Here is a 22,536-nt window from a genome sequence, read left to right on the forward strand (position 1 = left end):
CGATCCTAGGGAGGGGCGATTGGGCGGGGGAATCCGTTGATTCTTCCTACGAAGCGGTTTCCACCGGACCCTCGCCTGTTTGGGCCGCTTCGACAAAGGCCTGGGCGATTCGTGGTGCAGTTGCGTCAATCTGCCAGCCCCGGGCGCCCAGCTCGCCGAGCGCGGCGGCGATCGAGTCGACGGTCACTTCCTCCGGCGGCGTCCAGGCCAGCCGTCGCAAAGTCTCCGGAGTCAGCAGGTTCTCGACCGGGACTTCCACCTCGCTGGACAGTTCACCGATCGCCGCGCGCGCTCGCTTCAGTCGACGGTCGGCATCGGGGTTCTTCTCCGCCCAGGCCCGGGGTGGCGGAAGGGCGTCGTTGTTGGTTCGCAACACCGGCAGGTCCTCGGTGGTGAGCCCTGCCTCAACGGCGTCCCACCAGCGATCCAGCTGGCTGCGACTGGCCCGGCCACTGAACTCTTTGAGCGCCGCAAGCTCATTCTTGGTCTTCGGCAGGGCCCGGGCAGCTGACACCAACGAGGAATCCGGCACCAACCGGCCCGGGGCGACGTCGATCTCGCGCGCGTAGGCGTCGCGCGCTGCCCACAGTTCACGGGCGACGGCAAGATTGCGGATGCCGCGGATCGAGTGCACCCCGGAGAGCCTGCGCCACGGTTCCGCCCGAACGACTTTCAGGTCGCGCGCCAGGGTCGCGTCGAACTCCTGCCTGGCGATCTCGGTCTTGCCGGCCTTCTCAAGCAGGTCGGCGATGGCGTCGCGCAGGTCGGGAAGCAGCTCGACATCCAGCGATGCGTACACCAACCAGGCTTGGGGCAGGGGACGGGTCGACCAATCGGCTGCCGAGTGCTCCTTGGCCAAATGGATGCCGAGCAGTGCCTCGACCACCGTGCCAAGCCCGACACGGGGGAGGCCGAGCAACCGGGCGGCGAGCTCGGTGTCGAACAGGTGCTTCGGATCCAGCCCGACCTCACGCAGGCAGGTGAGATCCTGGCTGGCGGCGTGCAGGATCCACTCTTCGTCGGCAATCAGGTCATTGAGTTCGGTGAACTCACCGATCGCGGGCGGGTCGAACAGGAAGGTGCCTGCGTCACGTCGGTACACCTGGATCAGGTAGGCACGCTGCGAGTACTTGAACCCAGACGCGCGTTCAGCGTCGATCCCGATCGGTCCATGGCCGTCGGCGATGACCGACAGCGCCTCCAGGTATCCCTCGTGGGTGTCGATGACCGAGATGGCATCGCCGGCCGACGGACTACTTGTCACCGCGGGCCATTCGGCGTGCAGACAACAGACTCACTCCTTCTCCCACCGGCGGTAGACCCGCCAGCATGCACAACAGCTCACTCCAGCCTTCCACATGTGCGGCGAGGTCGGTTTCGTCCGGGCTCCAGGAGGCCCGGAGTTCCAGCTGTGCGCCGCTGCCCTGCTCGGCAAGTTCGCCGTAGCCGGTCGACAGCACCTTCGTCGCGGTTCCCGCCGCGGAATGGTACTTGGCCCCGCGGGTGTCGAGCGCGTCCATCAGCCACGACCAGGTGACATCGGCGGTGAAGGGATCGAGGGCGATCTCCAGCTCAAGCGGGGCCTGGGCGAAGCACACCACGCGGAACGGTCCGCCCCACGCCTCCGGCTCTTCCGGGTCGTAGAGCAGGATGAACCGGCCGGTGCCGAGTTCCTCATTGGCGTGAGCCGAGGGCGTGACATCCGCCGCCAGCGCAAGCGAAAAAGGCGCGAGGCGGCCGGGCGACTCGATCTCGGTAACGGTCAGTTCGCTGCGGACATTCGCACGCCGCACTGCCTCGACGGCCGCGCGGAATGGGGCGGGCAGCGCTGTCCCGTCTTGCTGTTCAGGCACGAGGGCAGACTATGGTTTCTCGATACCATCTGTGCTGAGGCTCGCCGTCGCCGGGGAGCAATACGGAAGGATGCAGATGGCCTCGTACCGATCCTCTCGCGGATCGCGAGCCGGCGTTGCCGCGGCGGTTCTGCTCGGGGGTGCCGCAGTGCTGGCAGCGGCATCGAGCGCGGTGCTCGCCGTGGTCGTCGCCCGCAAGGTCGTCACCCCGCCGAAGAAGGCAGTCGAGGACCTGCGGGTACTGGCCGTTGACCTTGACGCGGCCACCATCGCGCTGCAGCGCACCGACGAGTCTGAGGTCGCGGGCACCTATAGTTTCTGGTTCGACACCGACCGGCACGCGATCGTCGGCGAGGTCATCGAACGCACCGACACTTCGGTGATTCGACGCATTGAGAAGGCGGATGACCCGGCCCTTGCCGCGGCACAACGTGGACGGCTGGGCGCCTGGGTGTACCGGCATCCGAACGACCTGCACCTTCCATACGAGGACGTCGAGGTGCAGACCACACTCGGTCCGGCGCCGGCATGGCTGATTCCCGCCCAGGAGAGCTCCGGCCGCTGGGTGATCCAGGTGCACGGCAGGGGCGTGCGCCGCGAAGAGGCACTGCGAGCCGTGCCGGTGTTCCGGGATGCCGGCTACACGTCGCTGCTGATCTCGTACCGCAATGACTCGGATGCGCCGAACAGCGTCGACGGCCGGTATGCGCTCGGCGCGGTGGAATGGCTCGACGTCGAAGCAGCCATCCGCTTCGCGCTCGATCGCGGTGCGACGAGCATCGTGCTGATGGGCTGGTCGATGGGTGGAGCCCTCGTCCTGCAGACGATGTCACGCTCACCGCTTGCTCACACGGTCGACGGCATCGTTCTCGAGTCTCCGGTCGTGGACTGGGTGACCACGCTGACCTACCAGGCGGATTTGCTGCGCCTGCCGCCGTACATCCGCGACGCCGCGCTGGCGCTGATCGGCACCAAGTGGAGCCGTCGGCTGACCGGGCTGGAGGAGCCGATCGATTTCACCAAGCTCGACTTCGTGCGCCGCGCCAGCGAGCTGAACACGCCGATCCTGCTGCTGCACAGCGACGACGACGGGTTTGTGCCATCCACCGCTTCCCGGGCCCTAGCTGGTGCCCGCCCGGACATCGTCCGCTACTGGCCCTGGCACACCGCCAGGCACACCCGGCTGTGGAACTTCCACTCCAAGCGCTGGAACGCGGAGATCACCAGCTGGCTCGAAACCCTGAGCGAGACTGAGCCCGAGACTCAGGCGAGCTGACTCGGGGCGAAGCGGTTCAGGCTGCGGTCTTCTCGCGGATCTGCCGCTTCACCCGGCCGAGCATGGCGGACATCCCGCGCATCCGCAGCGGGCTGACGACCTTGGTCAGCCCGATGTCGAGCGGGTAGTCGTCGGGGATGCCCAACACCGCGTCGGCGGGAAGACCGCTGATGCCCTGCGCGAGGATTGACGCGAACCCGCGCGTGGTCGGCGCCTCGGCCGGCGCAGTCGCGTGCATGTGCACGACGTGGTCGGCGTCGACCTCGACGAAGATGTAGACCGGCGACTGGCACTCGATCACACGTTCAAATAGGTCGGGGTGATCTTCGTATGCCGCAGGCAGTGCCGGCAATTCGTTGGAGAACTCCAGCAGCAACTGCAGGCGGTCACGCTCCTCGAGGGCGAGGAAGTCGTCGCGGATTTCGGCGAGGCTCTCAGGTAGTGCGGTAGACATCAGGACTCCGATCAGCGAGTGGGGAGTTCGCCCGGTTCGGTGCCGACGACAATCGGTACGCGTACGGCGCTGCCCCACTCGGTCCAGGAACCGTCGTAGTTGCGCACCTTCGGCAGGCCGAGCAGGTGCGTGAGCACGAACCAGGTGTGCGCGGACCGTTCACCGATCCGGCAGTAGGCGATCACGTCGTCGGCATCGCCCAGGCCGGCACCGTCACGGTACAGGCTGTTCAGCTCGCCGACGGAGCGGAAGGTGCCGTCCTCGGCTGCTGCCTTGCCCCACGGCACGCTCTGCGCGGTCGGGATGTGGCCGGCACGAAGGGCGCTCTCCTCGGGGTAGGCGGGCGCCGTGGTGCGCTCACCGGAGTACTCCTCGGGCGAGCGCACGTCGATGAGCGGCTTGCCGAAGTGGTCGAGCACATCCTGCTTGAACGCGCGGACGGTGCGGTCGTCGCGGGCGACGACGGGGTAGTCGGTCGGGGTCGGCTGCGGAACCTCGGTGGTCAGTTGCCGACCCTCGGCGATCCACTTGTCGCGGCCGCCGTCGAGGAGGCGCACGTCGGCGTGCCCGAACAGCGTGAACACCCAGAGCGCGTACGCCGCCCACCAGTTGCTCTTGTCGCCGTAGATGACCACGGTGGTGTCGCGGGCGATCCCCTTCGACGACAGCAGCGCGGCAAACCGCTCGCCGTGCACGAAATCGCGGGCCACCGGGTCGTTGAGGTCGGTGTGCCAGTCGATCTTCACCGCGCCGGGGATGTGACCGGTCTCGTAGAGCAGCACGTCCTCGTCGGATTCCACGACCACGAGGCCATCGGCGCCGAGGTTTTCCGCCAGCCACTCGGTGCTCACCAGACGTTCCGGGTGGGCGTACTCGGCGAACTTCTCGGAACGATCGACCGCAACGGTCATTTCTACCTCCTGGGTTGGGCCCCGATCGGGCTACGCACTAGCACCATTCTCTCGCCCGATAGGCTGAAACGGTTGCCCTGCGCGCCAATGCACGGCGCACGCTGCTCCTAAAACTCTGACATACAGCGAGGCCCCCGTATGACATCCGACCAGAAGCTCGCCCTCGCCCGCCTGGTCGACCGGTCACCGTCACTGTCGGGAACCGAAATTGCGGCACAGCTGGTCCCGCCGCGGCAGTTCCAGCACGCCACGCTGGACAACTACGTCCCGGATGCCGATTACCCCTCGCAGTCCGAGGCGGTCGACGCGGTGCGCGGCTTCCTGCAGAGCTGGAAGCCCTCCGGCGGTGGCCTGTTCTCCCGGCGCAAGTCCACCCCGCCGCTGCCCGGCCTGTACCTTGACGGCGGCTTCGGCGTCGGCAAGACCCACCTCCTCGCCGCCCTCTGGCATGGCGCGCCCGGCCGCAAGTACTTCGGCACTTTCATTGAGTACACCGCGCTGATCGGCGCGCTCGGCTACCAGCAAGCCGTGCAACTGCTGCGCGGAGCGACCCTGATCGCCATCGACGAGTTCGAACTGGATGACCCGGGCGACACCATGATGATGACGCGGATGCTGGGCGAGCTGATCGACTCCGGCAGTCGGGTCGCCGCAACCTCGAACACGCCGCCGAACGCCCTCGGTGAAGGCCGGTTCGCGGCATCCGATTTCCTGCGTGAGATCCACGCCATGTCCTCCCGGTTCCGCACCATCCGGATCGACGGCCTGGACTACCGGCGTCGCGCGATCGAGGGTCACGCGGTCAGCCTCGGCAACGCCGAGTTCGACGCCGCCGTGAAGGGCCTGCCGCGTGGCAGCACGGTCGATGACTTCGACGCGGTCCTCAGCCACCTGGCCACGATCCACCCGTCGAAGTACGTGAAGCTCGTCGAGGGGCTGCCCGCGATTGCGTTGAAGGACGTGCGGCAGATCACCGCGCAGACCGACGCGTTGCGCCTGGTCGCGTTCATCGACCGGCTCTACGACGACCAGGTGGAGATCGTGGCCAGCGGCACACCACTGGATCAGGTGTTCGCCGACGACATGCTTGGCGGCGGCTATCGCAAGAAATACCTGCGGGCGATCTCCCGAATGATCGCGCTCACCACCGGGCAACCACAGTAACGGCGAGCACGCACCGGACGAGCCTCCGATAGCATCGGGGGAGGTGAGCCGGGAAGTCTGGTCGGCCTGCGGTGATAGGCCGCAGTCATTGCCATCAGCCCTGCCCGGAGTTCTCACATGACGACATCCCCTGACGCCGCCTACAGCCGGTTCCGCGAGTCCCTTCGCATCGAAGACATCCTGCGCAAGGAGACCGTTGGCGGCATCATCCTGCTGGTCGCCGCGGCACTGGCGCTGATCTTCGCCAACTCCGGCCTCGCCGACGCCTACTACGCGCTGCGCGACCTGCACGTCGGTTTCGTCGTGGGGGACTGGCAGTGGGAGATCAGCCTCGGTCACCTTGCGGCGGACGGGCTGTTGGCGATCTTCTTCTTCCTCGTCGGGCTGGAACTGAAGCGGGAACTCGTCGCCGGTGAGCTGCGCAATCCCCGTGCTGCCCTCGTGCCCGTGGTCGCGGCGTTCGGTGGCGTGCTGGTCCCCGCGCTGATCTTCCTCGCGCTGAATGCGCCGTCAGGCGGAGAGGCGCAGCGTGGCTGGGCGATCCCCGTCGCGACCGACATTGCATTCGCGCTTGCCGTCCTCGCGGTCGTGGGCACCTGGCTGCCCGCCGCGATGCGCACCTTCCTGCTCACCCTGGCGGTCGTCGACGATCTGATCGGCATCACCATCATCGCGATCTTCTACGCGACCGATCTGCAGCCGGCTTACCTGATCGCCGCCCTTCTCGGCGTGCTCGTCTTCGGCGTGATCGCCCAGAAGTATGCGGTGCTGTTCCACGTGCGCTCGTCGGCGGCCTGGTTCATCCTGTTGCCGATCGGAATCGTCGTCTGGGCGCTGATGTACCAATCGGGCATTCACGCCACCGTCGCCGGCGTGCTGCTGGCGCTGACGGTGCCGGTGAAGCGGAGCCGTCGGGTGCAGGAGGCTGCGCGGGCACACGGGCATCAGGATGCCGAGAACGGGCCAGGCCTCGCCGAGCTGTTCGAGCACCGTTTCCGGCCCATCTCGACCGGCGTGGCTGTGCCGGTGTTCGCCTTCTTCTCGGCGGGCGTCACGATCGGTGGCATCGAAGGATTTCTGGCCGCGCTCACTTCCACGGTCACTCTCGGAATCATCGTGGCCCTGGTGGCGGGCAAGACGATCGGCATCGTCGGCGCCACCTGGCTGGTCACCCGGTTCCGCGGGGTTTCGATCGGCCGGGGGATGGCATGGGTCGATGTCCTCGGCCTGGCTGTGCTCGGCGGAATGGGCTTCACCGTCTCGCTGCTGATCGCTGAACTGAGCTTCGGCATGAGCGGTGTCCTCGCCGACAACGCGAAGATCGGTGTGCTGGTGGGGTCAGGCCTTGCCGCGATCATCGCCGCGATCCTGCTCGGGGCGCGCAACCGGCGCTACCGGCAGCTGCGTGCCGAAGAGAAGGTCGACGCCGACCGCGACGGCATCCCCGACGCCTTCGAAACTCCCTGACGCGTACCTGCGCGGTGCGCGCCCCGGAATTGCGCGAAACACGATGTTTACATCCGGCGGGCGTCCGTAACACTCGCGAAACCGAGCACGCGCGTACCTGAAATCTGACGGTTCCAAACTGGCACTGTTCCGACGCGACCAGTCGCGGAGAGACATCCGGCACAACCCGTAACCGTTAGGAATCGAAATGGATACCGGCAATCTCGCGTGGGCGATCACCGCCACCGCCTTGGTGCTCTTGATGACGCCGGGAGTGGCGTTCTTCTACGGCGGCCTGGTCAAGGCCAAAAGCGTCGTCAGCATGATGATGATGAGCTTCGGGGCGCTCGGCCTCGTCAGCGTCCTGTGGATCTTGTACGGCGCGAACATGTCCGTAGCCGACTCGGTGTGGGCCTTCGCAGGCAACCCGTTCTCCGACTTCGGCCTGGCCGCAGCAGACAATGAAACCCTCGTCGGCGCCGCGTACGGTGCGACGTTCGCGATCATCACCATCGCACTGATCTCCGGCGCGATCGCCGACCGGGCGAAGTTCGGGTCCTGGATGATCTTCGCGGGAATCTTCGCCACCCTGGTGTACTTCCCGGTGGCGGCCTGGGTCTGGGGCGGAGGGTGGATCTTCAACCTCGGCGAGATGATGGGACTGCCGGCGGTCATCGACTACGCAGGCGGCACGGCGGTGCACATCAATGCGGGCGCCGCGGCACTCGCCCTGGCTCTGGTGCTCGGCAAACGTGCCGTGTTCCAGAAGGGCGCGCACAAGCCGCACAACGTGCCGTTGACGCTGCTCGGTGCCGCGATCCTCTGGTTCGGCTGGTTCGGCTTCAACGCCGGCGCCGAATGGCTGAACGACCTACAGAATGTCGGACTCATCGTGATCAACACCTTGGGTGCGACCGCTGCGGCGATCATCGGCTGGCTCATCATCGAGAAGCTCAAGGACGGCAAGTCGACGTCGGTCGGCGCCGGCTCCGGTGCGGTGGCCGGTCTGGTCGCAATCACCCCCGCCTGCGCCAGCCTCACCCCGGGATGGGCGCTCGTGCTCGGCATCCTCGCCGGCGCGGTGTGCGCGCTGGCAGTCGAACTCAAGTTCAAGCTCGGCTTCGACGACTCGCTTGACGTCGTCGGCATCCACCTCGTCGGTGGCCTGATCGGCACCCTGTACCTCGGCTTCTTCGCCACCGGTACCGGCCTGTTCACCGGTGGCGACTTCGGTCAGCTCATCGTGCAGGCGATCGCCGCCCTCGGCGTGATGATCTACTCGTTCGCCGTCGCCTTCATCGTCGGCTTCGCGATCGAGAAGACCATCGGCTTCCGGGTCAAGAACGAGGACGAGGTCGCAGGCATCGACACCATCGTTCACGGTGAAGAGGCATACGCGATGGAAGTTCGCTAACCGTTACAACTCGCGGGGCGGTGCTCTTCGGAGCACCGCCCCGTCGTCGTCTACTGTGACTCTCGTGATGGTTGTGGTGGCGGTGCTGGTGTTGGCTCTGGCTCCGGGACTTCAGCTGCTCAGGGACGGCCGCGTGCGGATGCCACGGGGTGCCGTGTTGCTCGCCGGGAGCGCAGCGCTCGTCGCGATCGGAATCGGCCTGATTCGGGGTTGGCCGGTCGCGCTCGTGGTGCTGCAGGCCGCGACGGTCGCGGCATCCGTGCTCGTCATCGCGGTGCCGGTGACTGCGCGGTCGCTCCTGTTCGCTGCCGGCTGGGTGCTGCTGGTGCAGCTTCCGCTCGGGTTCGCGGTGTTCGACGGATCGGCCGGGTTCGAGACCACCATCGGCGCTCGTGATTTCGCCGGGGGACTGTCGCTCGCGGTCGCGCTCGGTGCCGCAGTTCTGCTCTGGGGTCGCACCACGAGAGAGCATGCCCGCCACCGGGTCCTCGGCGGCGGTGCAGTCACCGCGCTCGGCCTAGTGGCGACCTGCGTGGCCGCGCAGACGGTCGTTGACGCGGTTGTGCTGCGCATCCTGGTCGCCTGCCTGCTGTCCGCGGTGGCGGGAGCCGTCGGCTGGCTGGTTGCCCGCCGGATCGCCGCCGATCGGCTGCGCGCGGCCGACGCGGTGTTCGGCACGCTCACCGGACTGGTGGCTGCGCTGGCCTCCTGCGCCTCGGTGACCCCGCAATGGTCGCTGTTGATCGGCCTTGTGGCGGGGGCCATCGGCGGTCTGCTCGCAGGACGATTCGCGCGGCGCACCCGGTCGGGTGTCGCGTTCTGCGCAGCCATGCTGCTCGCCGGCGGGGTCATCGGGACCTTCGCGCTCGGACTCTTTGTCGACGGCTCCGGGCTGGTCCACACCGGGGGAGTGGACCAGTTCGTCGCCCAGACGCAGGCCACCGCAGTCGCGGTCTGCTGGTCGATCCTCGTGTCGCTGCTGCTGATGCTCGTGTTGCGGCCGCGCACTCAGGGCGGCGCCGATCAGCGCAGTGATGATCAGCGCAGTGTCGACCAGCAGAGTGCCGCCGGGCTACTTGCGGGACCCGCGGGCGGCGGCGCCACCGGCACCACCGACGCCGCCGAACGCGATTGAGACACCCAGCACGTAACCCAGGTTGTACCAGCCGCCATTGTTCTGGACTTCATAGATCCCGACATCCGGATTGAACAGCGAGATCACGAACGTGATCACGATGATCAACCCGTGCCAGAGACCGAGCCAGAAGCCCGCGGGATCGGGGCCGGTGCCCGTCTCGGGATTTCCGCCCGGAGCGCAGGCGGTGAGCGCCAGAATGCCGGCTACAACGATGACCGAACCGAGAATTCTTGTGCGCGACGACGATCGAGTGACGGCTGGAGATGCCATACCGGAAGTCTCCGGCTGGCGGGCCAGATCATGAATCACCCGAACGGGACGACACTTCAGCCAAAAAGAAAAACCCCTGATGAATCAGGGGTTTTGGTGGGCGATACCAGACTCGAACTGATGACCTCTTCCGTGTGAAGGAAGCGCGCTACCAACTGCGCCAATCGCCCGCGGCCTCAATCTTGCCATAGAAAATCCCTCGTTTCGCACATCCCGGGGATGCCGATTCGACACGTCCTGGCTCGTTTTGGCGCTCGCGAAAACATCCGCTATTGTTTTCAAGCACGCAGAAATGCAAAGCGAAATGCGGATGTGGCGCAGTGGTAGCGCATCACCTTGCCAAGGTGAGGGTCGCGAGTTCGAATCTCGTCATCCGCTCGAATGTGAATCGGTCGCAAGACCGGTTCATTTCATTTGGTGGTGAACCCAACACACGGTGGATTGGCCGAGAGGCGAGGCAGCGGCCTGCAAAGCCGTATACACGGGTTCGAATCCCGTATCCACCTCCAAGATTAAAACCTTGGGCGATTGGCGCAGCGGTAGCGCGCTTCCCTGACACGGAAGAGGTCACTGGTTCGATCCCAGTATCGCCCACCAACACAACACCCCGGAGCCCTCTGGCCCGGGGTGCTTTTGTTTAACCGTTCTCATTTTCACCGCCCGGGGGAACGATGGGCGGATGGACGATTCAGCGCTGAACCGGGCTAAACAGCCGCGAACTGTGCTCGCGGGTCCCTATGGGCACCCCTTCCACCCCATCCTCGTGACCATCCCGATCGGCGGCTGGGTGGCCGCCATCATCTTCGACCTGGTCGCCATCTTCGGCGAGGACGACGAGGTCTTCGCACGCGGGGCGATGTGGCTGGTCGGCATCGGCATCATCGGCGCCCTACTGGCCGCCATCTTCGGATTCATCGACTACAGCGGCATCGCGGCCGGCACCAAGGCGAAGCGCACGGCGACGATCCACATGGGCATCAACCTCACCGTCACCGCCCTGTTCGTCGTCAGCTTCTTTGTCCGCTGGGGTGACGGGTTCGACGACGTCAGCGTGCTCGGCTTCGTGATTTCGCTGCTCGGACTGGCCTGGCTTGGCGTCTCCGGGTACCTGGGCGGCGAGCTGGCCTACCGGTACGGCATCCGGGTGGCTGACGAGAACACCCAGCGAGAAGGCTTCGACTGATTGTGGCTCCACTTATCGTCCCCAGGGTCGTCGTCATCACCGGAGCCTCCAGCGGGATCGGCCGCGCCGCGGCGCACCGATTCGCCGAGGCGGGAGACTCTCTGGTTCTCGCCGCACGCGGACAACCGGGGCTTGACCAGGTTGCCGACGAGTGCCGGGACCGTGGCGCCCCCGTCATCACCGTCCCGACGGATGTCAGTCAGGAAGACCAGGTGGAGGGCCTCGTCGATCAAGCAATCGCGGCGTTCGGCCGGATCGATGTCTGGGTGGGCTGCGCGGCCGTGTTCGGCTACGGCACTGCCGAGCAGATGCCCGGTCCGGTGTTCCGCAAGATCGTGGACACCAACCTGCTCGGCCAGATCTATGGCGCCCGTGCCGTGATGCCCCACTTCCGGGAGCGCGGCGGCGGCGCCATCATCCTGGTGGCATCCGTCTACTCGAGAATCGCCACCCCGTACGTCTCCGCCTACGTCGCCAGCAAGCACGGGCTGCTCGGCTTCGCCGAGGCCCTCCGACAGGAGCACTACCGGGACGGGATCTCGGTCAGCACCGTGCTGCCGGCGACCATCGACACCCCGCTGTACCAGCGCTCGGCGAACTACACCGGCCGCCGAATCCACCCGCTTCCGCCGGTCGTGCATCCCGATCGGGTCGCCCGAGCCATCGTCAAGCTCGCCGACCGCCCTCGGGCAGTGGTCACGGTGGGGCGGGTGCAAGGTGCCGGGGTTCTCGCCCGGGCTGCCCTCGGCGCGCGTCTCTATGACCCGGCGGCCGGATGGGCGATGCGCACGTTCGCGCTTCGCCGGCATTCCGCGCCGGCCACGGCCGGATCGGTGTTCGAAGCGGGAGAAGTAGCGCCTACGGTGACGGGCGGATGGCGATCGCCGGCGATCCGCGGTGGCGCTCTCGTCACTGCTGGCATGCTCGCCCTCGCGTTGCTGAATCGTCGGCCTCCGGGCGCCGATCGGCGACGGCTCAAGGGTTAGGCGAAGCCGACTAAAGTTGGGGGAATGAATGCTCCCCAGACCGGATTCGACCTCTTCAGCGATCGCTCAATCGTGGCGATGCGCGTCAACGGCGAACTGAAGGATCTGGCGGCAACAGTCACGGCCGACGACACCGTTGAGCCGATCACCATCGACTCGCCCGACGGGTTGAACATCCTGCGCCACTCGGCTGCCCACGTCGCAGCCCAGGCAGTGCAGACCATCAACCCCGAGGCCAAGCTCGGCATCGGCCCGCCGGTGACCGACGGTTTCTATTACGACTTCGATATCGAGGAACCCTTCACCCCGGAAGATCTGAAGGCCATCCAGAAGGAAATGGACCGGATCATCCGCTCCGGCCAGCGTTTCGTGCGCCGGGTGGTGACGGATGACGCGGCCCGCGACGAACTCTCGAACGAGCCGTACAAGCTTGAGTTGATCGGGCTGAAGGGTGCGGCTGCCGAATCGGGCGACAACGAGTCGGTCGAGGTCGGCGCCGGTGAGCTCACCATCTACGACAACGTCGACCCGAAGACGGGGGAGACGGTCTGGAAGGACCTCTGCCGCGGCCCGCACCTGCCGAACACCCGCATGATCGGCAATGGCTACTCGCTCATGCGCGTCGCCGCCGCCTACTGGCGCGGCTCGGAGAAGAACAAGCAGCTGCAGCGGCTGTACGGCACCGCCTGGCCGACCAAGGACGAGCTGCGCGCCTACCAGGCCCGCCTCGAGGAGGCCGCGAAGCGCGACCACCGCCGACTGGGCGCCGAACTCGACCTGTTCAGCTTCCCCGAGGAGCTCGGCTCCGGCCTGCCGGTGTTCCACCCCAAGGGCGGCATCATCCGCACCGAGCTGGAGAACTACTCGCGCAAGCGGCACATTGAGGAGGGCTACTCCTTCGTCAACACGCCGCACATCACCAAGGGGCGGCTCTACGAGATCTCCGGTCACCTGGACTGGTACCGCGACGGCATGTTCCCGCCGATGCACATCGACGCCGAGCACAACGAAGACGGCTCGGTGCGCCGCGAGGGCCAGGACTACTACCTGAAGCCCATGAACTGCCCGATGCACAACCTGATCTACCGCGCCGGCGCGCACTCCTACCGTGAACTGCCGATGCGCCTGTTCGAATTCGGCAGTGTGTACCGCTACGAGAAGTCCGGCGTCGTTCACGGCCTCACCCGGGTGCGCGGGATGACGCAGGATGACGCGCACATCTACTGCACCCGCGACCAGATGAAGGATGAGCTGACGAAGACTCTGAACTTCGTGCTCGGCCTGCTCAAGGACTACGGACTCGACGACTTCTACCTGGAGCTGTCCACCAAGGACCCGGAGAAGTTCGTCGGCAGCGACGACGCCTGGGATGAGGCCACCCGCACGCTCGCCGAGGTGGCCGAGGCTTCCGGCCTCGAACTCGTGCCCGACCCGGGCGGGGCAGCGTTCTACGGCCCCAAGATCTCGGTACAGGCGCGCGACGCCATCGGCCGCACCTGGCAGATGTCGACCATCCAGCTCGACTTCAATCTGCCCGAACGGTTCGACCTCGAGTACACCGCCGCGGACGGCACCCGGCAGCGCCCGGTGATGATCCACCGCGCGCTGTTCGGCTCGATCGAACGGTTCTTCGGCGTGCTCACCGAGCACTACGCCGGCGCGTTCCCGGCCTGGCTGTCACCCGTGCAGGTCGTCGGCATCCCGGTGTCCGAACAGCACAACGACTACCTGCAGGGTGTCATCGATCGCCTCCGTGCCGAGGGAGTCAGGGCGGAACTGGATGCCTCGGATGACCGCATGCAGAAGAAGATCCGCACCCACACCAAGCTGAAGGTGCCGTTCCAGCTGATCGCAGGCGAAGAGGACCGCACCAACTCTTCGGTGAGCTTCCGCTTCCGCGACGGCCGCCAGGACAACGGCATCCCGGTGGATGAGGCGGTCGAGCGCATCCTCGACGCCATCCGCACCCGGGCACAGGTGTAGCCGTTGGCGGACACTCCGAACAGAGACTACGACGGCTCCCACTACGCGGGTGTCGAGGCATCCGGTGACTTCGCCGCCGTGCCCGACGCGTTCCAGCGGCTGTGGACACCGCACCGGATCGCGTACATCCAGCACGGTCAGGCCCCGGGCAAGGACGAGTGCCCGTTCTGCCTCGCCCCGTCCCGCGACGACGAGCAGGCGCTGATCGTCGCCCGCGGTGCGCACGCCTACGTGCTGCTCAACCTGTTCCCGTACAACAGCGGGCATCTGCTGGTCTGCCCGTACCGTCACATTGCAACCTATGACCAGGCAACCCCGGACGAGGTCGCCGAGATCGGTATGCTCACCCAGACGGCGATGCGCGTGCTCACCGAGACATCGGGTGCGCACGGCTTCAACATCGGAATGAACCAGGGCAGGATCGCGGGTGCAGGCATCGCCGAGCACCTGCACCAGCACATCGTCCCGCGCTGGGCGCAGGACTCCAATTTCTTTCCGATCATCGCCGGTACCAAGGCTGTCCCTCGCCTGCTGGGCGAGGTGCGCGACGAGATCGCGGCGGCCTGGCCCGTGAGCAACCCTGAGTAGAATCGACACATCATGAGTGAAACCACCCCCACCGAACTGCTGGGCACCAGCCGCGTGAAGCGCGGCCTGGCCGAAATGCTCAAGGGCGGTGTGATCATGGACGTCGTCACCGCTGAACAGGCCCGTATCGCCGAGGACGCCGGCGCCGTCGCCGTGATGGCCCTCGAACGCGTGCCCGCCGACATCCGCTCGCAGGGCGGGGTCGCCCGGATGAGCGACCCCGACCTGATCGACCAGATCATCGCGTCGGTGTCGATCCCGGTGATGGCCAAGGCCCGGATCGGCCACTTCGTCGAGGCGCAGGTGCTCGAGGCGCTGCACGTCGACTACATCGACGAGTCCGAAGTGCTGAGCCCCGCCGACTACGTCAACCACATCGACAAGTGGCAGTTCACGGTTCCCTTCGTCTGCGGTGCCACCAATCTCGGTGAGGCGCTTCGACGCATCAACGAGGGCGCCGCGATGATCCGCTCGAAGGGCGAGGCCGGCACCGGGGATGTTTCCGAGGCCACCAAGCACATCCGCAAGATCAAGGGCGAGATCGCCGCACTCAGCGCCATGTCGAAGGACGAGCTGTACGTCGCCGCCAAGGAACTGCAGGCGCCATACGAGCTGGTCGCCGAGATCGCCGAGACCGGCAAGCTGCCCGTGGTGCTGTTCACCGCCGGTGGCGTCGCAACCCCGGCTGACGCGGCCATGATGATGCAGCTCGGGGCCGACGGTGTCTTCGTGGGCTCGGGCATCTTCAAGTCCGGCAACCCGGCAGCGCGCGCCGCAGCGGTCGTCAAGGCCACCACGTTCTACGACGACCCGTCGGTCATCGCCGATGTGTCGCGCGGCCTCGGTGAGGCCATGGTGGGCATCAACGTCTCCGACCTCGCCGCACCGCACCGCCTCGCCGAGCGTGGCTGGTAAGACGCCCAGGATCGGCGTCCTCGCCCTGCAGGGCGACTTCCGTGAGCACATCCAGGTGCTCACGGGCCTCGGCGCGGACGCCGTCCCGGTACGCCGACCGGCGGAACTGGACACGGTCGACGGGCTCGTCATCCCCGGCGGCGAGTCCAGCGTGATTGACAAGCTCACCCGCACGTTCGGGATGCAGCAGCCGTTGCGCGACGCGATCGCGGCCGGACTGCCGGTGTATGGCACCTGCGCGGGCCTGATCATGCTCGCCGATCGAGTGCTGGACTCGATCGAGGGCCAGCAGACCATCGGCGGGCTGGATGTCGAGGTGCGCCGGAACGCGTTCGGCTCGCAGGTGGACTCGTTCGAGACCGACCTCGACGTGCCCGTGCTCGGCGAGACGCCGGTGCACGCAGTGTTCATTCGTGCGCCCATCGTCGAGACGGTCGGGCCGGCGGCATCCGCTCTGGCCTCGCTGGAGGACGGTCGCGTCGTCGCCGTCGAACAGGGCAACCTGCTGGGCACCTCATTCCACCCGGAGATGACGGGGGAGACGCGATTCCACGCCTACTTCCTCGACAAGGTGCGCGCCTGAAAGGCTTCAGAGGCATGCGCCGTTAGAATTGCCGACATGGCAGGTCACTCCAAGTGGGCGACGACCAAGCACAAGAAGGCCGTCATCGACGCGCGCCGTGCCAAGTCGTTCGCCAAACTCATCAAGAACATCGAGGTCGCCGCGAAGATCGGCGGCGCGGACCTCACCGGCAACCCGACGCTCGTCGACGCCGTGCAGAAGGCCAAGAAGACCTCTGTCCCGAACGACAACATCGACCGGGCCATCAAGCGCGGCGCCGGGCTCACCGGCGAGAGCATCGAGTACACGACGATCATGTACGAGGGCTACGCCCAGGGCGGCGTCGCGCTGCTCATCGAGTGCCTCACTGACAACAAGAACCGCGCGGCAGCCGAGGTACGCACGGCGATGACCCGCAACGGCGGCAACATGGCCGACCCGGGCAGCGTGGCATACAACTTCAACCGCAAGGGCGTCATCTCGATCGAGAAGACCGACGGCGTCACCGAGGACGACATCCTGATGGCGGTGCTGGATGCCGGAGCCGAAGAGGTCATCGACCGCGGAGCCGGCTTCGAAGTGATCACCGACCCGTCGAACCTCGTGGCCGCGCGCACCGCACTGCAGGAGGCCGGCATCGACTACGACTCAGCCGAGGCCGAGTTCGTGCCGAACCTCAGCGTCGACCTCGACGCCGACACGGCGCGCGAGGTGTTCAAGCTGATCGACGCGCTCGAGGACAGCGACGACGTGCAGAACGTGTTCGCCAACTACGAGGTTTCCGCCGACGTCCAGGCCGAGCTCGACGAAGAAGACTGACCCGTGTCGTTGCGGGTGCTCGGCATCGACCCGGGGCTGACCCGGTGCGGTGTCGGCATCGTCGACGTCGAGCCCAACCGGCGGGCACGGCTGGTGCACGTGACCGTGATCCGCACACCGCCCGACCTCGACCTCGAACGGCGGTTGCTCGCCGTGGGCACCGGTATCCGTGAGCTGCTCGACGAGTACCTGCCTGCCGCGGTCGCGCTGGAACGGGTGTTCGCCCAGCACAACGTGCGCACCGTGATGGGAACCGCGCAAGCCAGCGGCGTCGCCATGCACGCGGCGGCCGAACGAGGCCTGGCCGTCGGCCTGCATACTCCGAGCGAAGTGAAGGCAGCGGTCACCGGGTACGGTGCCGCGGACAAGAAGCAGGTGGCGACGATGGTGGCCCGCGTGCTCGGGCTCGACAGCCCACCGAAGCCCGCCGACGCCTCCGACGCCCTCGCGCTGGCCATCTGCCACGCCTGGAAGTCCGGTGCCGCACCGGTCAGCGCCGCCGGCACGCTCACTCGCGCCCAGGAGGCGTGGCGTGCGGCGGAAAAGTCGGCGGCCAAACGTAGGCTCTAAGGCATGATCTCCTCCGTACGTGGCACTGTCCTGGCTGCGAGCGGCACCACTGTCGTGATTGAGGTTGGCGGAGTCGGCCTGTCGGTGCAGGTCACCCCGCAGCACGCGCTCGGCTTGCGCATCGGCTCCGAGGCGATGCTCCGCACCACGCTGATCGTCCGCGAGGACGACCTCAGCCTGTTCGGCTTCGCCGACGCCGATGAACTCGACGTGTTCGACAAACTCCGTGGCGTGACCGGGGTCGGCCCGAAGTCGGCGATGGGGGTGCTTGCCGCGCTCACGCCCGCCGAGGTCGCCGCCGCGGTCGCGCATGAAGACGACGCGGCGTTCCGCAAGGTCTCCGGGATCGGGCCGAAGACCGCGAAACTCATCGTGGTCTCCCTCGCGGGCAAACTGCACGTGGCGCCGCAGGCGAAGGCCGCGGCATCCGGCGTCGGCATCTCGGTCGCCGACAGCGTGCTCACCGCTCTGATCGGGCTCGGCTGGCCGGAGAAGGTCGCCGCCCAGGCGGTCGAGGATGCTGCGAATACCGCGTCTGACGTCGAGAAGAGCACGGTTCCTGCCCTGCTGCGGATCGCGCTGGCCCAGCTCGGGCCGGTGCTGCACGCCGGTGGTCGCTCGTGAGCGACGGCGCGGGTGTGGACATGGGTGTCGACGTCGGCGACATCGTCCGCGCCGATCCGGAGTCCGAGGCGGAGCTCGCCTTCGAGGGCGCGCTGCGCCCGAAGACCCTCGGCGAGTTCGTCGGCCAAACCAAGGTGCGCGGCCAGCTGCAGTTGCTGCTGCAGGCAGCGGCACTGCAGAACCGCACCCCCGACCACATCCTGCTGGCCGGCCCGCCCGGACTTGGCAAGACCACCCTGGCAATGATCGTCGCCGAAGAGAGCAAGCGGCCGTTGCGGATGTCGAGCGGTCCCGCCATCCAGCACGCGGGCGACCTCGCCGCGGTGCTGTCGTCGCTGGTGCCCGGTGAGGTGCTGTTCATCGACGAGATCCACCGCATGGCGCGGTCGGCCGAAGAGATGCTGTACCTCGCGATGGAGGACTTCCGCATCGACATCATGGTCGGCAAGGGCGCCGGTGCCACCTCGATCCCGCTCGATCTGGCGCCGTTCACGCTGGTTGGCGCGACCACCCGCTCGGGCCTGCTGCCGAACCCGCTCCGCGACCGGTTCGGCTTCACCGCACACCTCGAGTTCTATGAGGATGCCGAGCTGGAGCAGGTGCTCGAACGAGCCGCGAAACTGCTCGCCCTCCGCGTCGACACCTCCGCGCTCGGGGAGATCGCCCGCCGCAGCCGCGGCACCCCGCGTATCGCCAACCGGTTGCTGCGCCGAGTGCGTGACTACGCCCTGGTGACCGGGTCGGAAGCGGCGCTTCCGGCGGTGCAGGCCGCACTCGAGCTGTACGACGTGGACCCGCTCGGGCTGGACCGGCTTGACCGCGCGGTGATGCAGACGATCCTCTCCCGCTTCGACGGGGGACCGGTCGGGCTGAACACGCTCGCGGTGTCGGTCGGCGAGGAGTCCGAGACCATCGAGTCGGTCGTCGAACCGTTCCTCGTGCGAATCGGCCTGCTCACCCGAACCCCTCGCGGCCGGGTGGCCACCCGCCAGGCCTGGACCCACTTCGGGGTGGCCAAGGATACCGCCGCCCTGTTCGGGGATGACTTATAATTTCCAAGGGTTTCGCAGTCAGCACATCTAGACTGACTCGGTTCAACCCCAATCCGGAAGGCTTTCCCCACACACAATGGATCCGTTCACTCTTGTAATGCTGGCCATCCTGGCCGTGCTCGTGTTCTTCATGTTCCGCAACTCGCGTAAGCGTCAGAAGGACCAGGCGGAACTGCAGACCAAGATGGTGCCTGGCGCCGAGGTCATGACCAGCTTCGGCCTGTACGGAACGCTCGTCTCGGTCGACGACGAGAAGGTCACCGCCGACATCGAGGTCGCGCCGGGAACCGTCGTCCGCGTGCACCGTCAGACGCTCTCCAAGGTCGTCGAGGACACCGAGGTCACCGACGCCGAGGTCGAGGACACCGAGAGCACCGTCGGCACCGACGCGCCGGTCCTGAACGACGCGCCCGTGGTCGACGACGCCCCGCGCCCCGCATCAGACGTGAAGAAGACTGACGACTAACCATTAGTCTTGGATGCGGCCCGCCACGGCGGGCCGCAATCAGGTCTGCGCCCGTGGCGGGTGCTCTCGTAGAAAGCTGAGTTCTTAGGTGGCACGAAGCACACCGGTACGCAAGGCCTGGCGGTCGCTGACCTGGTTAGCGGTCATCATCGCCGCCCTGATCGGCTTGAACGCGGCTGGCGCCATCTGGAACAACGCCGGCTGGACCCCTCAGCTTGCCCTCGACCTCGAGGGTGGAACGCAGATCATCCTCGAGCCACAGCTCGAGGAGGGCCAGAGCGTCTCAGCGGAACAGCTGAACCAGGCGGTGTCGATCATCCGCCAGCGTGTCGACGCGAGCGGTGTCTCCGAGTCCGAGATCACCACCCAGGGCGGCAGCAAGGTCGTCGTCTCGCTCCCGGGAACCCCGGACGAAGAAACCATGGCGCGCATCCAGGCCTCGGCAAAGCTCGAGTTCCGCCCGGTGCTCACCGCCGATCTGCCCACCGATCAGTCAATGACCGACGGTGAGACGCCGGCTCCGGATGCTCCGGCCGACGCCGAACCGACGCCGACTCCCTCGCTGGAATCCACCCCGACTGCCGAGCCGACGAGCCCGAGCGACCTGAACTGGATCACTCCGGCCCTCGCCGACGAGTTCGCGAACTTCGACTGCGCATCGCTCGACGAGGCCCAGTCCTCGATCGCTCCCGCCGATCAGCCACTGGTCACCTGCGAGCAGGATGGCTCGGTCAAGTACGTCCTCGGCCCGGTCGAGGTGTCCGGCGAGACCATCAGCGACGCCACCGCCGGATTGGTGCCCGACTCTCGCGGATTCGCCACCAACGAGTGGGGCGTGTTCATCGAGTTCAACGAGACCGGAACCGCGCAGTTCCGCGATGTCACCGAGCGTCTGATCACGCTGCAGGGTGCGCAGAACCAGTTCGGCATCGTGCTGGATGGCAAGGTCATCTCGGCGCCGACCACCAACGTCGCCATCACCGACGGCAAGCCGATGATCAGCGGAAACTTCACCCAGGAATCCGCCCAGACCCTCGCCGACCAGTTGAAGTTCGGCGCTTTGCCGATCGGCTTCGAGCTGGAGAGCACCAACACGATCTCGGCAACGCTCGGAACCTCGCAGCTGCAGAGCGGACTCATCGCCGGCATCATCGGCATGATTCTGGTGCTGATTTACTCGCTCATCCAGTACCGCACCCTGGGCCTTGTGACGATGGCGTCGCTGCTGGTCGCTGCCGTGATCACCTACCTGATCATCAACCTGCTGTCCTGGCGCGAAGGCTACCGGCTGTCGCTCGCCGGCGTTGCCGGTCTGATCGTCGCGATCGGTATCATCGCGGACTCGTTCATCGTCTACTTCGAACGTATTCGCGACGAGTTGCGCGACGGCCGCAGCCTGGTGTCGTCGGTGGAGACCGGATGGAAACGCGCACTGCGCACGATCCTCGCCGCGGACTCGATCAACTTCCTCGCCGCGATCGTGCTCTTCATCGTCGCGGTCGGCAGTGTGCAGGGCTTCGCGCTCACCCTCGGGCTCACGACCCTGGTCGACCTGCTGGTCGTCATCATGTTCACGCACCCGCTCATGCAGCTGCTCGCGACCACCCGCTTCTTCGGCGGAGGACATCCGTGGAGCGGGCTTGATCCCCAGGCCCTCGGCGCCGTGTACCGGGGCCGCGCTCAGTTCCGCGCTCCGGTTGCCACGGCCGGCCGCAACCAGCGGGCCGCGAAGGAAGCGGAGAGACGGCAGACCATCGCCGAACGCAAGGCAGCCGAGCTCACCTCGAGCGGTCGCGACGCTGGAAAGGACTCCTGATGTCCCGCCTCACCACCTTCGGCAACGACCTGTACACGGGCGCCAAGTCGATCGACTTCATCGGCCGCCGGAAGCTCTGGTACGCGATCGCCGGGATCGTGATCCTGATCTCTGTCGTCGTTCCATTCGTGCGCGGCGGATTCCTCTTCGGCATCGAGTTCCGCGGCGGTTCTGAGTTCCAGATCACCCAGATCGAGAACCTCGATCCGGCCACCGACCAGCCGCGCGCGAGCGAAACCGTCACCGACACCGTCGAGGACGCGGCTCCGCGCGTCAGCATCGTCGGTGCCGATGGCATCCGCGTGCAGACCGACCAGCTCACCCCCACCGACAGCAACGCGGTGCGCGATGCCCTCGCCGACGAGTTCTCGGTCAGCAGGGACGATGTCAGCGCCTCGTTCATCGGCCCCAGCTGGGGTGCGGATGTCACCGGCCAGGCGCTGCGCGGTCTTGCCATCTTCATCGTGTTCGCCGCTGTGATGATGGCCCTCTACTTCCGCACCTGGAAGATGTCGCTCGCCGCACTGGTCGCCCTCGCGCACGACCTGATCATCACCGTCGGCATCTACGGGGTGCTCGGCTTCGAGATCACCCCGGCGGCCGTGATCGGCTTCCTCACGATCCTCGGCTACTCGCTGTACGACACCGTCGTGGTGTTCGACAAGATCCGCGAGAACACCGCAGAGGACGGCGAAACCAGCAGGCGCACCTTCGCGCAGTCGGTGAACCTGGCCGTCAACCAGACCCTGGTCCGCTCGATCAACACGTCGGTGGTCGCCGCGCTGCCGGTGGCCGCGATTCTCTTCATCGGCGCGGCCGTGCTCGGCGCCGGAACGCTTCGCGACATCTCGCTGGCCCTGTTCATCGGCATCCTGGTCGGTGCGTACTCGACGATCTTCATCGCCGCGCCGGTCTACGCCCAGCTGCGTGAGAACGAGCCGGAAGTGAAGAAGCAGGGTCACGGTGTGAAGAAGCGTGAAGAGGTCAGCGGCACGACGACCGGCGCGGTTCGCTGAGCCGCGGATGACGCCGCCGATGCCGTACGG

At 66.7% G+C, this 22,536-nt stretch carries 23 protein-coding genes and 4 tRNA genes; 21 read left to right on the forward strand and 6 right to left on the reverse strand.

Annotated elements, in window-relative coordinates; translation table 11 throughout:
• Nucleotides 1-46: 46 nt before the first annotated feature.
• Both GO591_RS06350 and GO591_RS06355 read right to left on the reverse strand, forming a co-directional pair.
• Complete coding sequence (locus GO591_RS06350; RefSeq protein ID WP_157157803.1) at nucleotides 47-1,285, reverse strand: ribonuclease D; 1,239 nt, start codon at nucleotides 1,283-1,285, stop codon at nucleotides 47-49.
• Complete coding sequence (locus GO591_RS06355) at nucleotides 1,254-1,853, reverse strand: DUF3000 domain-containing protein (RefSeq protein ID WP_157156049.1); 600 nt, start codon at nucleotides 1,851-1,853, stop codon at nucleotides 1,254-1,256. Before GO591_RS06355 ends, GO591_RS06350 begins: the two co-directional genes overlap by 32 nt.
• A 76-nt stretch (nucleotides 1,854-1,929) precedes the next feature.
• Here GO591_RS06355 and GO591_RS06360 point away from each other — a divergent pair, with 76 nt between their 5' ends.
• Nucleotides 1,930-3,129: an alpha/beta hydrolase family protein gene (locus GO591_RS06360; protein WP_157156050.1), complete on the forward strand. Its 1,200-nt coding sequence runs from the start codon at nucleotides 1,930-1,932 to the stop codon at nucleotides 3,127-3,129.
• A 16-nt stretch (nucleotides 3,130-3,145) separates the two neighbouring features.
• Here GO591_RS06360 and GO591_RS06365 read toward each other — a convergent pair whose 3' ends face one another.
• The gene (locus tag GO591_RS06365) at nucleotides 3,146-3,583 is read right to left on the reverse strand and encodes a SufE family protein (protein WP_157156051.1); all 438 of its coding nucleotides are present in this window, start codon (nucleotides 3,581-3,583) and stop codon (nucleotides 3,146-3,148) included.
• Nucleotides 3,584-3,594: 11 nt separating this feature from the next.
• A complete protein-coding gene (locus tag GO591_RS06370) occupies nucleotides 3,595-4,494 on the reverse strand; it encodes a sulfurtransferase (protein WP_157156052.1) in 900 nt (299 codons plus the stop codon).
• Nucleotides 4,495-4,632: 138 nt separating this feature from the next.
• Here GO591_RS06370 and zapE point away from each other — a divergent pair, with 138 nt between their 5' ends.
• The 4 genes from zapE (at nucleotide 4,633) to GO591_RS06390 (ending at nucleotide 9,653) form a co-directional block, all read left to right on the forward strand.
• The gene (gene zapE, locus GO591_RS06375) at nucleotides 4,633-5,658 is read left to right on the forward strand and encodes a cell division protein ZapE (protein ID WP_157156053.1); all 1,026 of its coding nucleotides are present in this window, start codon (nucleotides 4,633-4,635) and stop codon (nucleotides 5,656-5,658) included.
• A gap of 117 nt (nucleotides 5,659-5,775) precedes the next feature.
• A complete protein-coding gene (gene nhaA, locus GO591_RS06380; RefSeq protein WP_157156054.1) occupies nucleotides 5,776-7,125 on the forward strand; it encodes a Na+/H+ antiporter NhaA in 1,350 nt (449 codons plus the stop codon).
• A 187-nt stretch (nucleotides 7,126-7,312) separates the two neighbouring features.
• Nucleotides 7,313-8,518, forward strand: a complete 1,206-nt coding sequence (locus GO591_RS06385; protein ID WP_157156055.1) for an ammonium transporter — start codon at nucleotides 7,313-7,315, stop codon at nucleotides 8,516-8,518.
• A gap of 67 nt (nucleotides 8,519-8,585) precedes the next feature.
• Nucleotides 8,586-9,653 carry a hypothetical protein gene (locus tag GO591_RS06390; RefSeq protein WP_232466362.1) on the forward strand — a complete coding sequence of 356 codons (1,068 nt, stop codon included), beginning with the start codon at nucleotides 8,586-8,588 and terminating at the stop codon, nucleotides 9,651-9,653.
• Here GO591_RS06390 and GO591_RS06395 read toward each other — a convergent pair.
• Complete coding sequence (locus GO591_RS06395; protein ID WP_157156057.1) at nucleotides 9,591-9,926, reverse strand: hypothetical protein; 336 nt, start codon at nucleotides 9,924-9,926, stop codon at nucleotides 9,591-9,593. The genes GO591_RS06390 and GO591_RS06395 overlap by 63 nt on opposite strands.
• Before the next feature lie 94 nt (nucleotides 9,927-10,020).
• A tRNA-Val gene (locus tag GO591_RS06400) sits at nucleotides 10,021-10,096 on the reverse strand.
• Between the two features lie 136 nt (nucleotides 10,097-10,232).
• Between GO591_RS06400 and GO591_RS06405 the strand changes: the two genes are divergently transcribed.
• From GO591_RS06405 to secF, 16 genes are all read left to right on the forward strand, one after another.
• Nucleotides 10,233-10,304: transfer RNA gene (locus GO591_RS06405), tRNA-Gly, on the forward strand.
• Between the two features lie 57 nt (nucleotides 10,305-10,361).
• Nucleotides 10,362-10,435 (forward strand) — tRNA-Cys (locus GO591_RS06410).
• A gap of 13 nt (nucleotides 10,436-10,448) precedes the next feature.
• Nucleotides 10,449-10,523: transfer RNA gene (locus GO591_RS06415), tRNA-Val, on the forward strand.
• 82 nt (nucleotides 10,524-10,605) lie between these two features.
• Complete coding sequence (locus tag GO591_RS06420; protein ID WP_157156058.1) at nucleotides 10,606-11,109, forward strand: DUF2231 domain-containing protein; 504 nt, start codon at nucleotides 10,606-10,608, stop codon at nucleotides 11,107-11,109.
• A gap of 2 nt (nucleotides 11,110-11,111) precedes the next feature.
• Entirely contained in the window at nucleotides 11,112-12,095 is a 984-nt protein-coding gene (locus GO591_RS06425; RefSeq protein ID WP_157156059.1) for an SDR family NAD(P)-dependent oxidoreductase, read from the forward strand.
• Between the two features lie 24 nt (nucleotides 12,096-12,119).
• Nucleotides 12,120-14,078: a threonine--tRNA ligase gene (gene thrS / locus GO591_RS06430; RefSeq protein WP_157156060.1), complete on the forward strand. Its 1,959-nt coding sequence runs from the start codon at nucleotides 12,120-12,122 to the stop codon at nucleotides 14,076-14,078.
• Nucleotides 14,079-14,156: 78 nt separating this feature from the next.
• A complete protein-coding gene (locus GO591_RS06435; protein WP_232466363.1) occupies nucleotides 14,157-14,666 on the forward strand; it encodes an HIT family protein in 510 nt (169 codons plus the stop codon).
• Between the two features lie 12 nt (nucleotides 14,667-14,678).
• Nucleotides 14,679-15,581, forward strand: a complete 903-nt coding sequence (pdxS, locus tag GO591_RS06440; protein WP_157156062.1) for a pyridoxal 5'-phosphate synthase lyase subunit PdxS — start codon at nucleotides 14,679-14,681, stop codon at nucleotides 15,579-15,581.
• The gene (gene pdxT, locus GO591_RS06445; RefSeq protein ID WP_232466298.1) at nucleotides 15,571-16,164 is read left to right on the forward strand and encodes a pyridoxal 5'-phosphate synthase glutaminase subunit PdxT; all 594 of its coding nucleotides are present in this window, start codon (nucleotides 15,571-15,573) and stop codon (nucleotides 16,162-16,164) included. Before pdxS ends, pdxT begins: the two co-directional genes overlap by 11 nt.
• Before the next feature lie 36 nt (nucleotides 16,165-16,200).
• The gene (locus tag GO591_RS06450; RefSeq protein ID WP_157156064.1) at nucleotides 16,201-16,962 is read left to right on the forward strand and encodes a YebC/PmpR family DNA-binding transcriptional regulator; all 762 of its coding nucleotides are present in this window, start codon (nucleotides 16,201-16,203) and stop codon (nucleotides 16,960-16,962) included.
• A 9-nt stretch (nucleotides 16,963-16,971) separates the two neighbouring features.
• Entirely contained in the window at nucleotides 16,972-17,532 is a 561-nt protein-coding gene (gene ruvC, locus GO591_RS06455; protein WP_198295605.1) for a crossover junction endodeoxyribonuclease RuvC, read from the forward strand.
• A gap of 3 nt (nucleotides 17,533-17,535) precedes the next feature.
• Nucleotides 17,536-18,156, forward strand: coding sequence for a Holliday junction branch migration protein RuvA (ruvA, locus tag GO591_RS06460; protein WP_157156066.1), 621 nt, complete (start codon nucleotides 17,536-17,538; stop codon nucleotides 18,154-18,156).
• A 20-nt stretch (nucleotides 18,157-18,176) separates the two neighbouring features.
• Entirely contained in the window at nucleotides 18,177-19,208 is a 1,032-nt protein-coding gene (gene ruvB, locus GO591_RS06465; protein WP_157157804.1) for a Holliday junction branch migration DNA helicase RuvB, read from the forward strand.
• A gap of 97 nt (nucleotides 19,209-19,305) precedes the next feature.
• Nucleotides 19,306-19,674: a preprotein translocase subunit YajC gene (yajC, locus tag GO591_RS06470; protein ID WP_232466299.1), complete on the forward strand. Its 369-nt coding sequence runs from the start codon at nucleotides 19,306-19,308 to the stop codon at nucleotides 19,672-19,674.
• Nucleotides 19,675-19,762: 88 nt separating this feature from the next.
• Nucleotides 19,763-21,490, forward strand: a complete 1,728-nt coding sequence (secD, locus tag GO591_RS06475) for a protein translocase subunit SecD (protein ID WP_157156068.1) — start codon at nucleotides 19,763-19,765, stop codon at nucleotides 21,488-21,490.
• Nucleotides 21,490-22,506 (forward strand): protein translocase subunit SecF, encoded by a 1,017-nt coding sequence (gene secF / locus GO591_RS06480; RefSeq protein WP_157156069.1) that lies wholly within the window; start codon nucleotides 21,490-21,492, stop codon nucleotides 22,504-22,506. Before secD ends, secF begins: the two co-directional genes overlap by 1 nt.
• Nucleotides 22,507-22,536 lie beyond the last annotated feature (30 nt).

Origin of the sequence: Diaminobutyricimonas sp. LJ205 (assembly GCF_009755725.1) — a bacterium.
Lineage (GTDB): Bacteria > Actinomycetota > Actinomycetes > Actinomycetales > Microbacteriaceae > Ruicaihuangia.

Bases quoted from the DNA above. Each gene is read 5' to 3' on its own strand.
- GO591_RS06360 (WP_157156050.1), top strand. From the start codon at position 1,930: ATGGCCTCGTACCGATCCTCTCGCGGATCGCGAGCCGGCGTTGCCGCG.
- GO591_RS06365 (WP_157156051.1), bottom strand. From the start codon at position 3,583: ATGTCTACCGCACTACCTGAGAGCCTCGCCGAAATCCGCGACGACTTC.
- GO591_RS06370 (WP_157156052.1), bottom strand. From the start codon at position 4,494: ATGACCGTTGCGGTCGATCGTTCCGAGAAGTTCGCCGAGTACGCCCAC.
- zapE (WP_157156053.1), top strand. From the start codon at position 4,633: ATGACATCCGACCAGAAGCTCGCCCTCGCCCGCCTGGTCGACCGGTCA.
- nhaA (WP_157156054.1), top strand. From the start codon at position 5,776: ATGACGACATCCCCTGACGCCGCCTACAGCCGGTTCCGCGAGTCCCTT.
- GO591_RS06385 (WP_157156055.1), top strand. From the start codon at position 7,313: ATGGATACCGGCAATCTCGCGTGGGCGATCACCGCCACCGCCTTGGTG.
- GO591_RS06390 (WP_232466362.1), top strand. From the start codon at position 8,586: ATGGTTGTGGTGGCGGTGCTGGTGTTGGCTCTGGCTCCGGGACTTCAG.
- GO591_RS06395 (WP_157156057.1), bottom strand. From the start codon at position 9,926: ATGGCATCTCCAGCCGTCACTCGATCGTCGTCGCGCACAAGAATTCTC.
- GO591_RS06420 (WP_157156058.1), top strand. From the start codon at position 10,606: ATGGACGATTCAGCGCTGAACCGGGCTAAACAGCCGCGAACTGTGCTC.
- thrS (WP_157156060.1), top strand. From the start codon at position 12,120: ATGAATGCTCCCCAGACCGGATTCGACCTCTTCAGCGATCGCTCAATC.
- pdxS (WP_157156062.1), top strand. From the start codon at position 14,679: ATGAGTGAAACCACCCCCACCGAACTGCTGGGCACCAGCCGCGTGAAG.
- GO591_RS06450 (WP_157156064.1), top strand. From the start codon at position 16,201: ATGGCAGGTCACTCCAAGTGGGCGACGACCAAGCACAAGAAGGCCGTC.
- ruvA (WP_157156066.1), top strand. From the start codon at position 17,536: ATGATCTCCTCCGTACGTGGCACTGTCCTGGCTGCGAGCGGCACCACT.
- ruvB (WP_157157804.1), top strand. From the start codon at position 18,177: ATGGGTGTCGACGTCGGCGACATCGTCCGCGCCGATCCGGAGTCCGAG.
- yajC (WP_232466299.1), top strand. From the start codon at position 19,306: ATGCTGGCCATCCTGGCCGTGCTCGTGTTCTTCATGTTCCGCAACTCG.
- secF (WP_157156069.1), top strand. From the start codon at position 21,490: ATGTCCCGCCTCACCACCTTCGGCAACGACCTGTACACGGGCGCCAAG.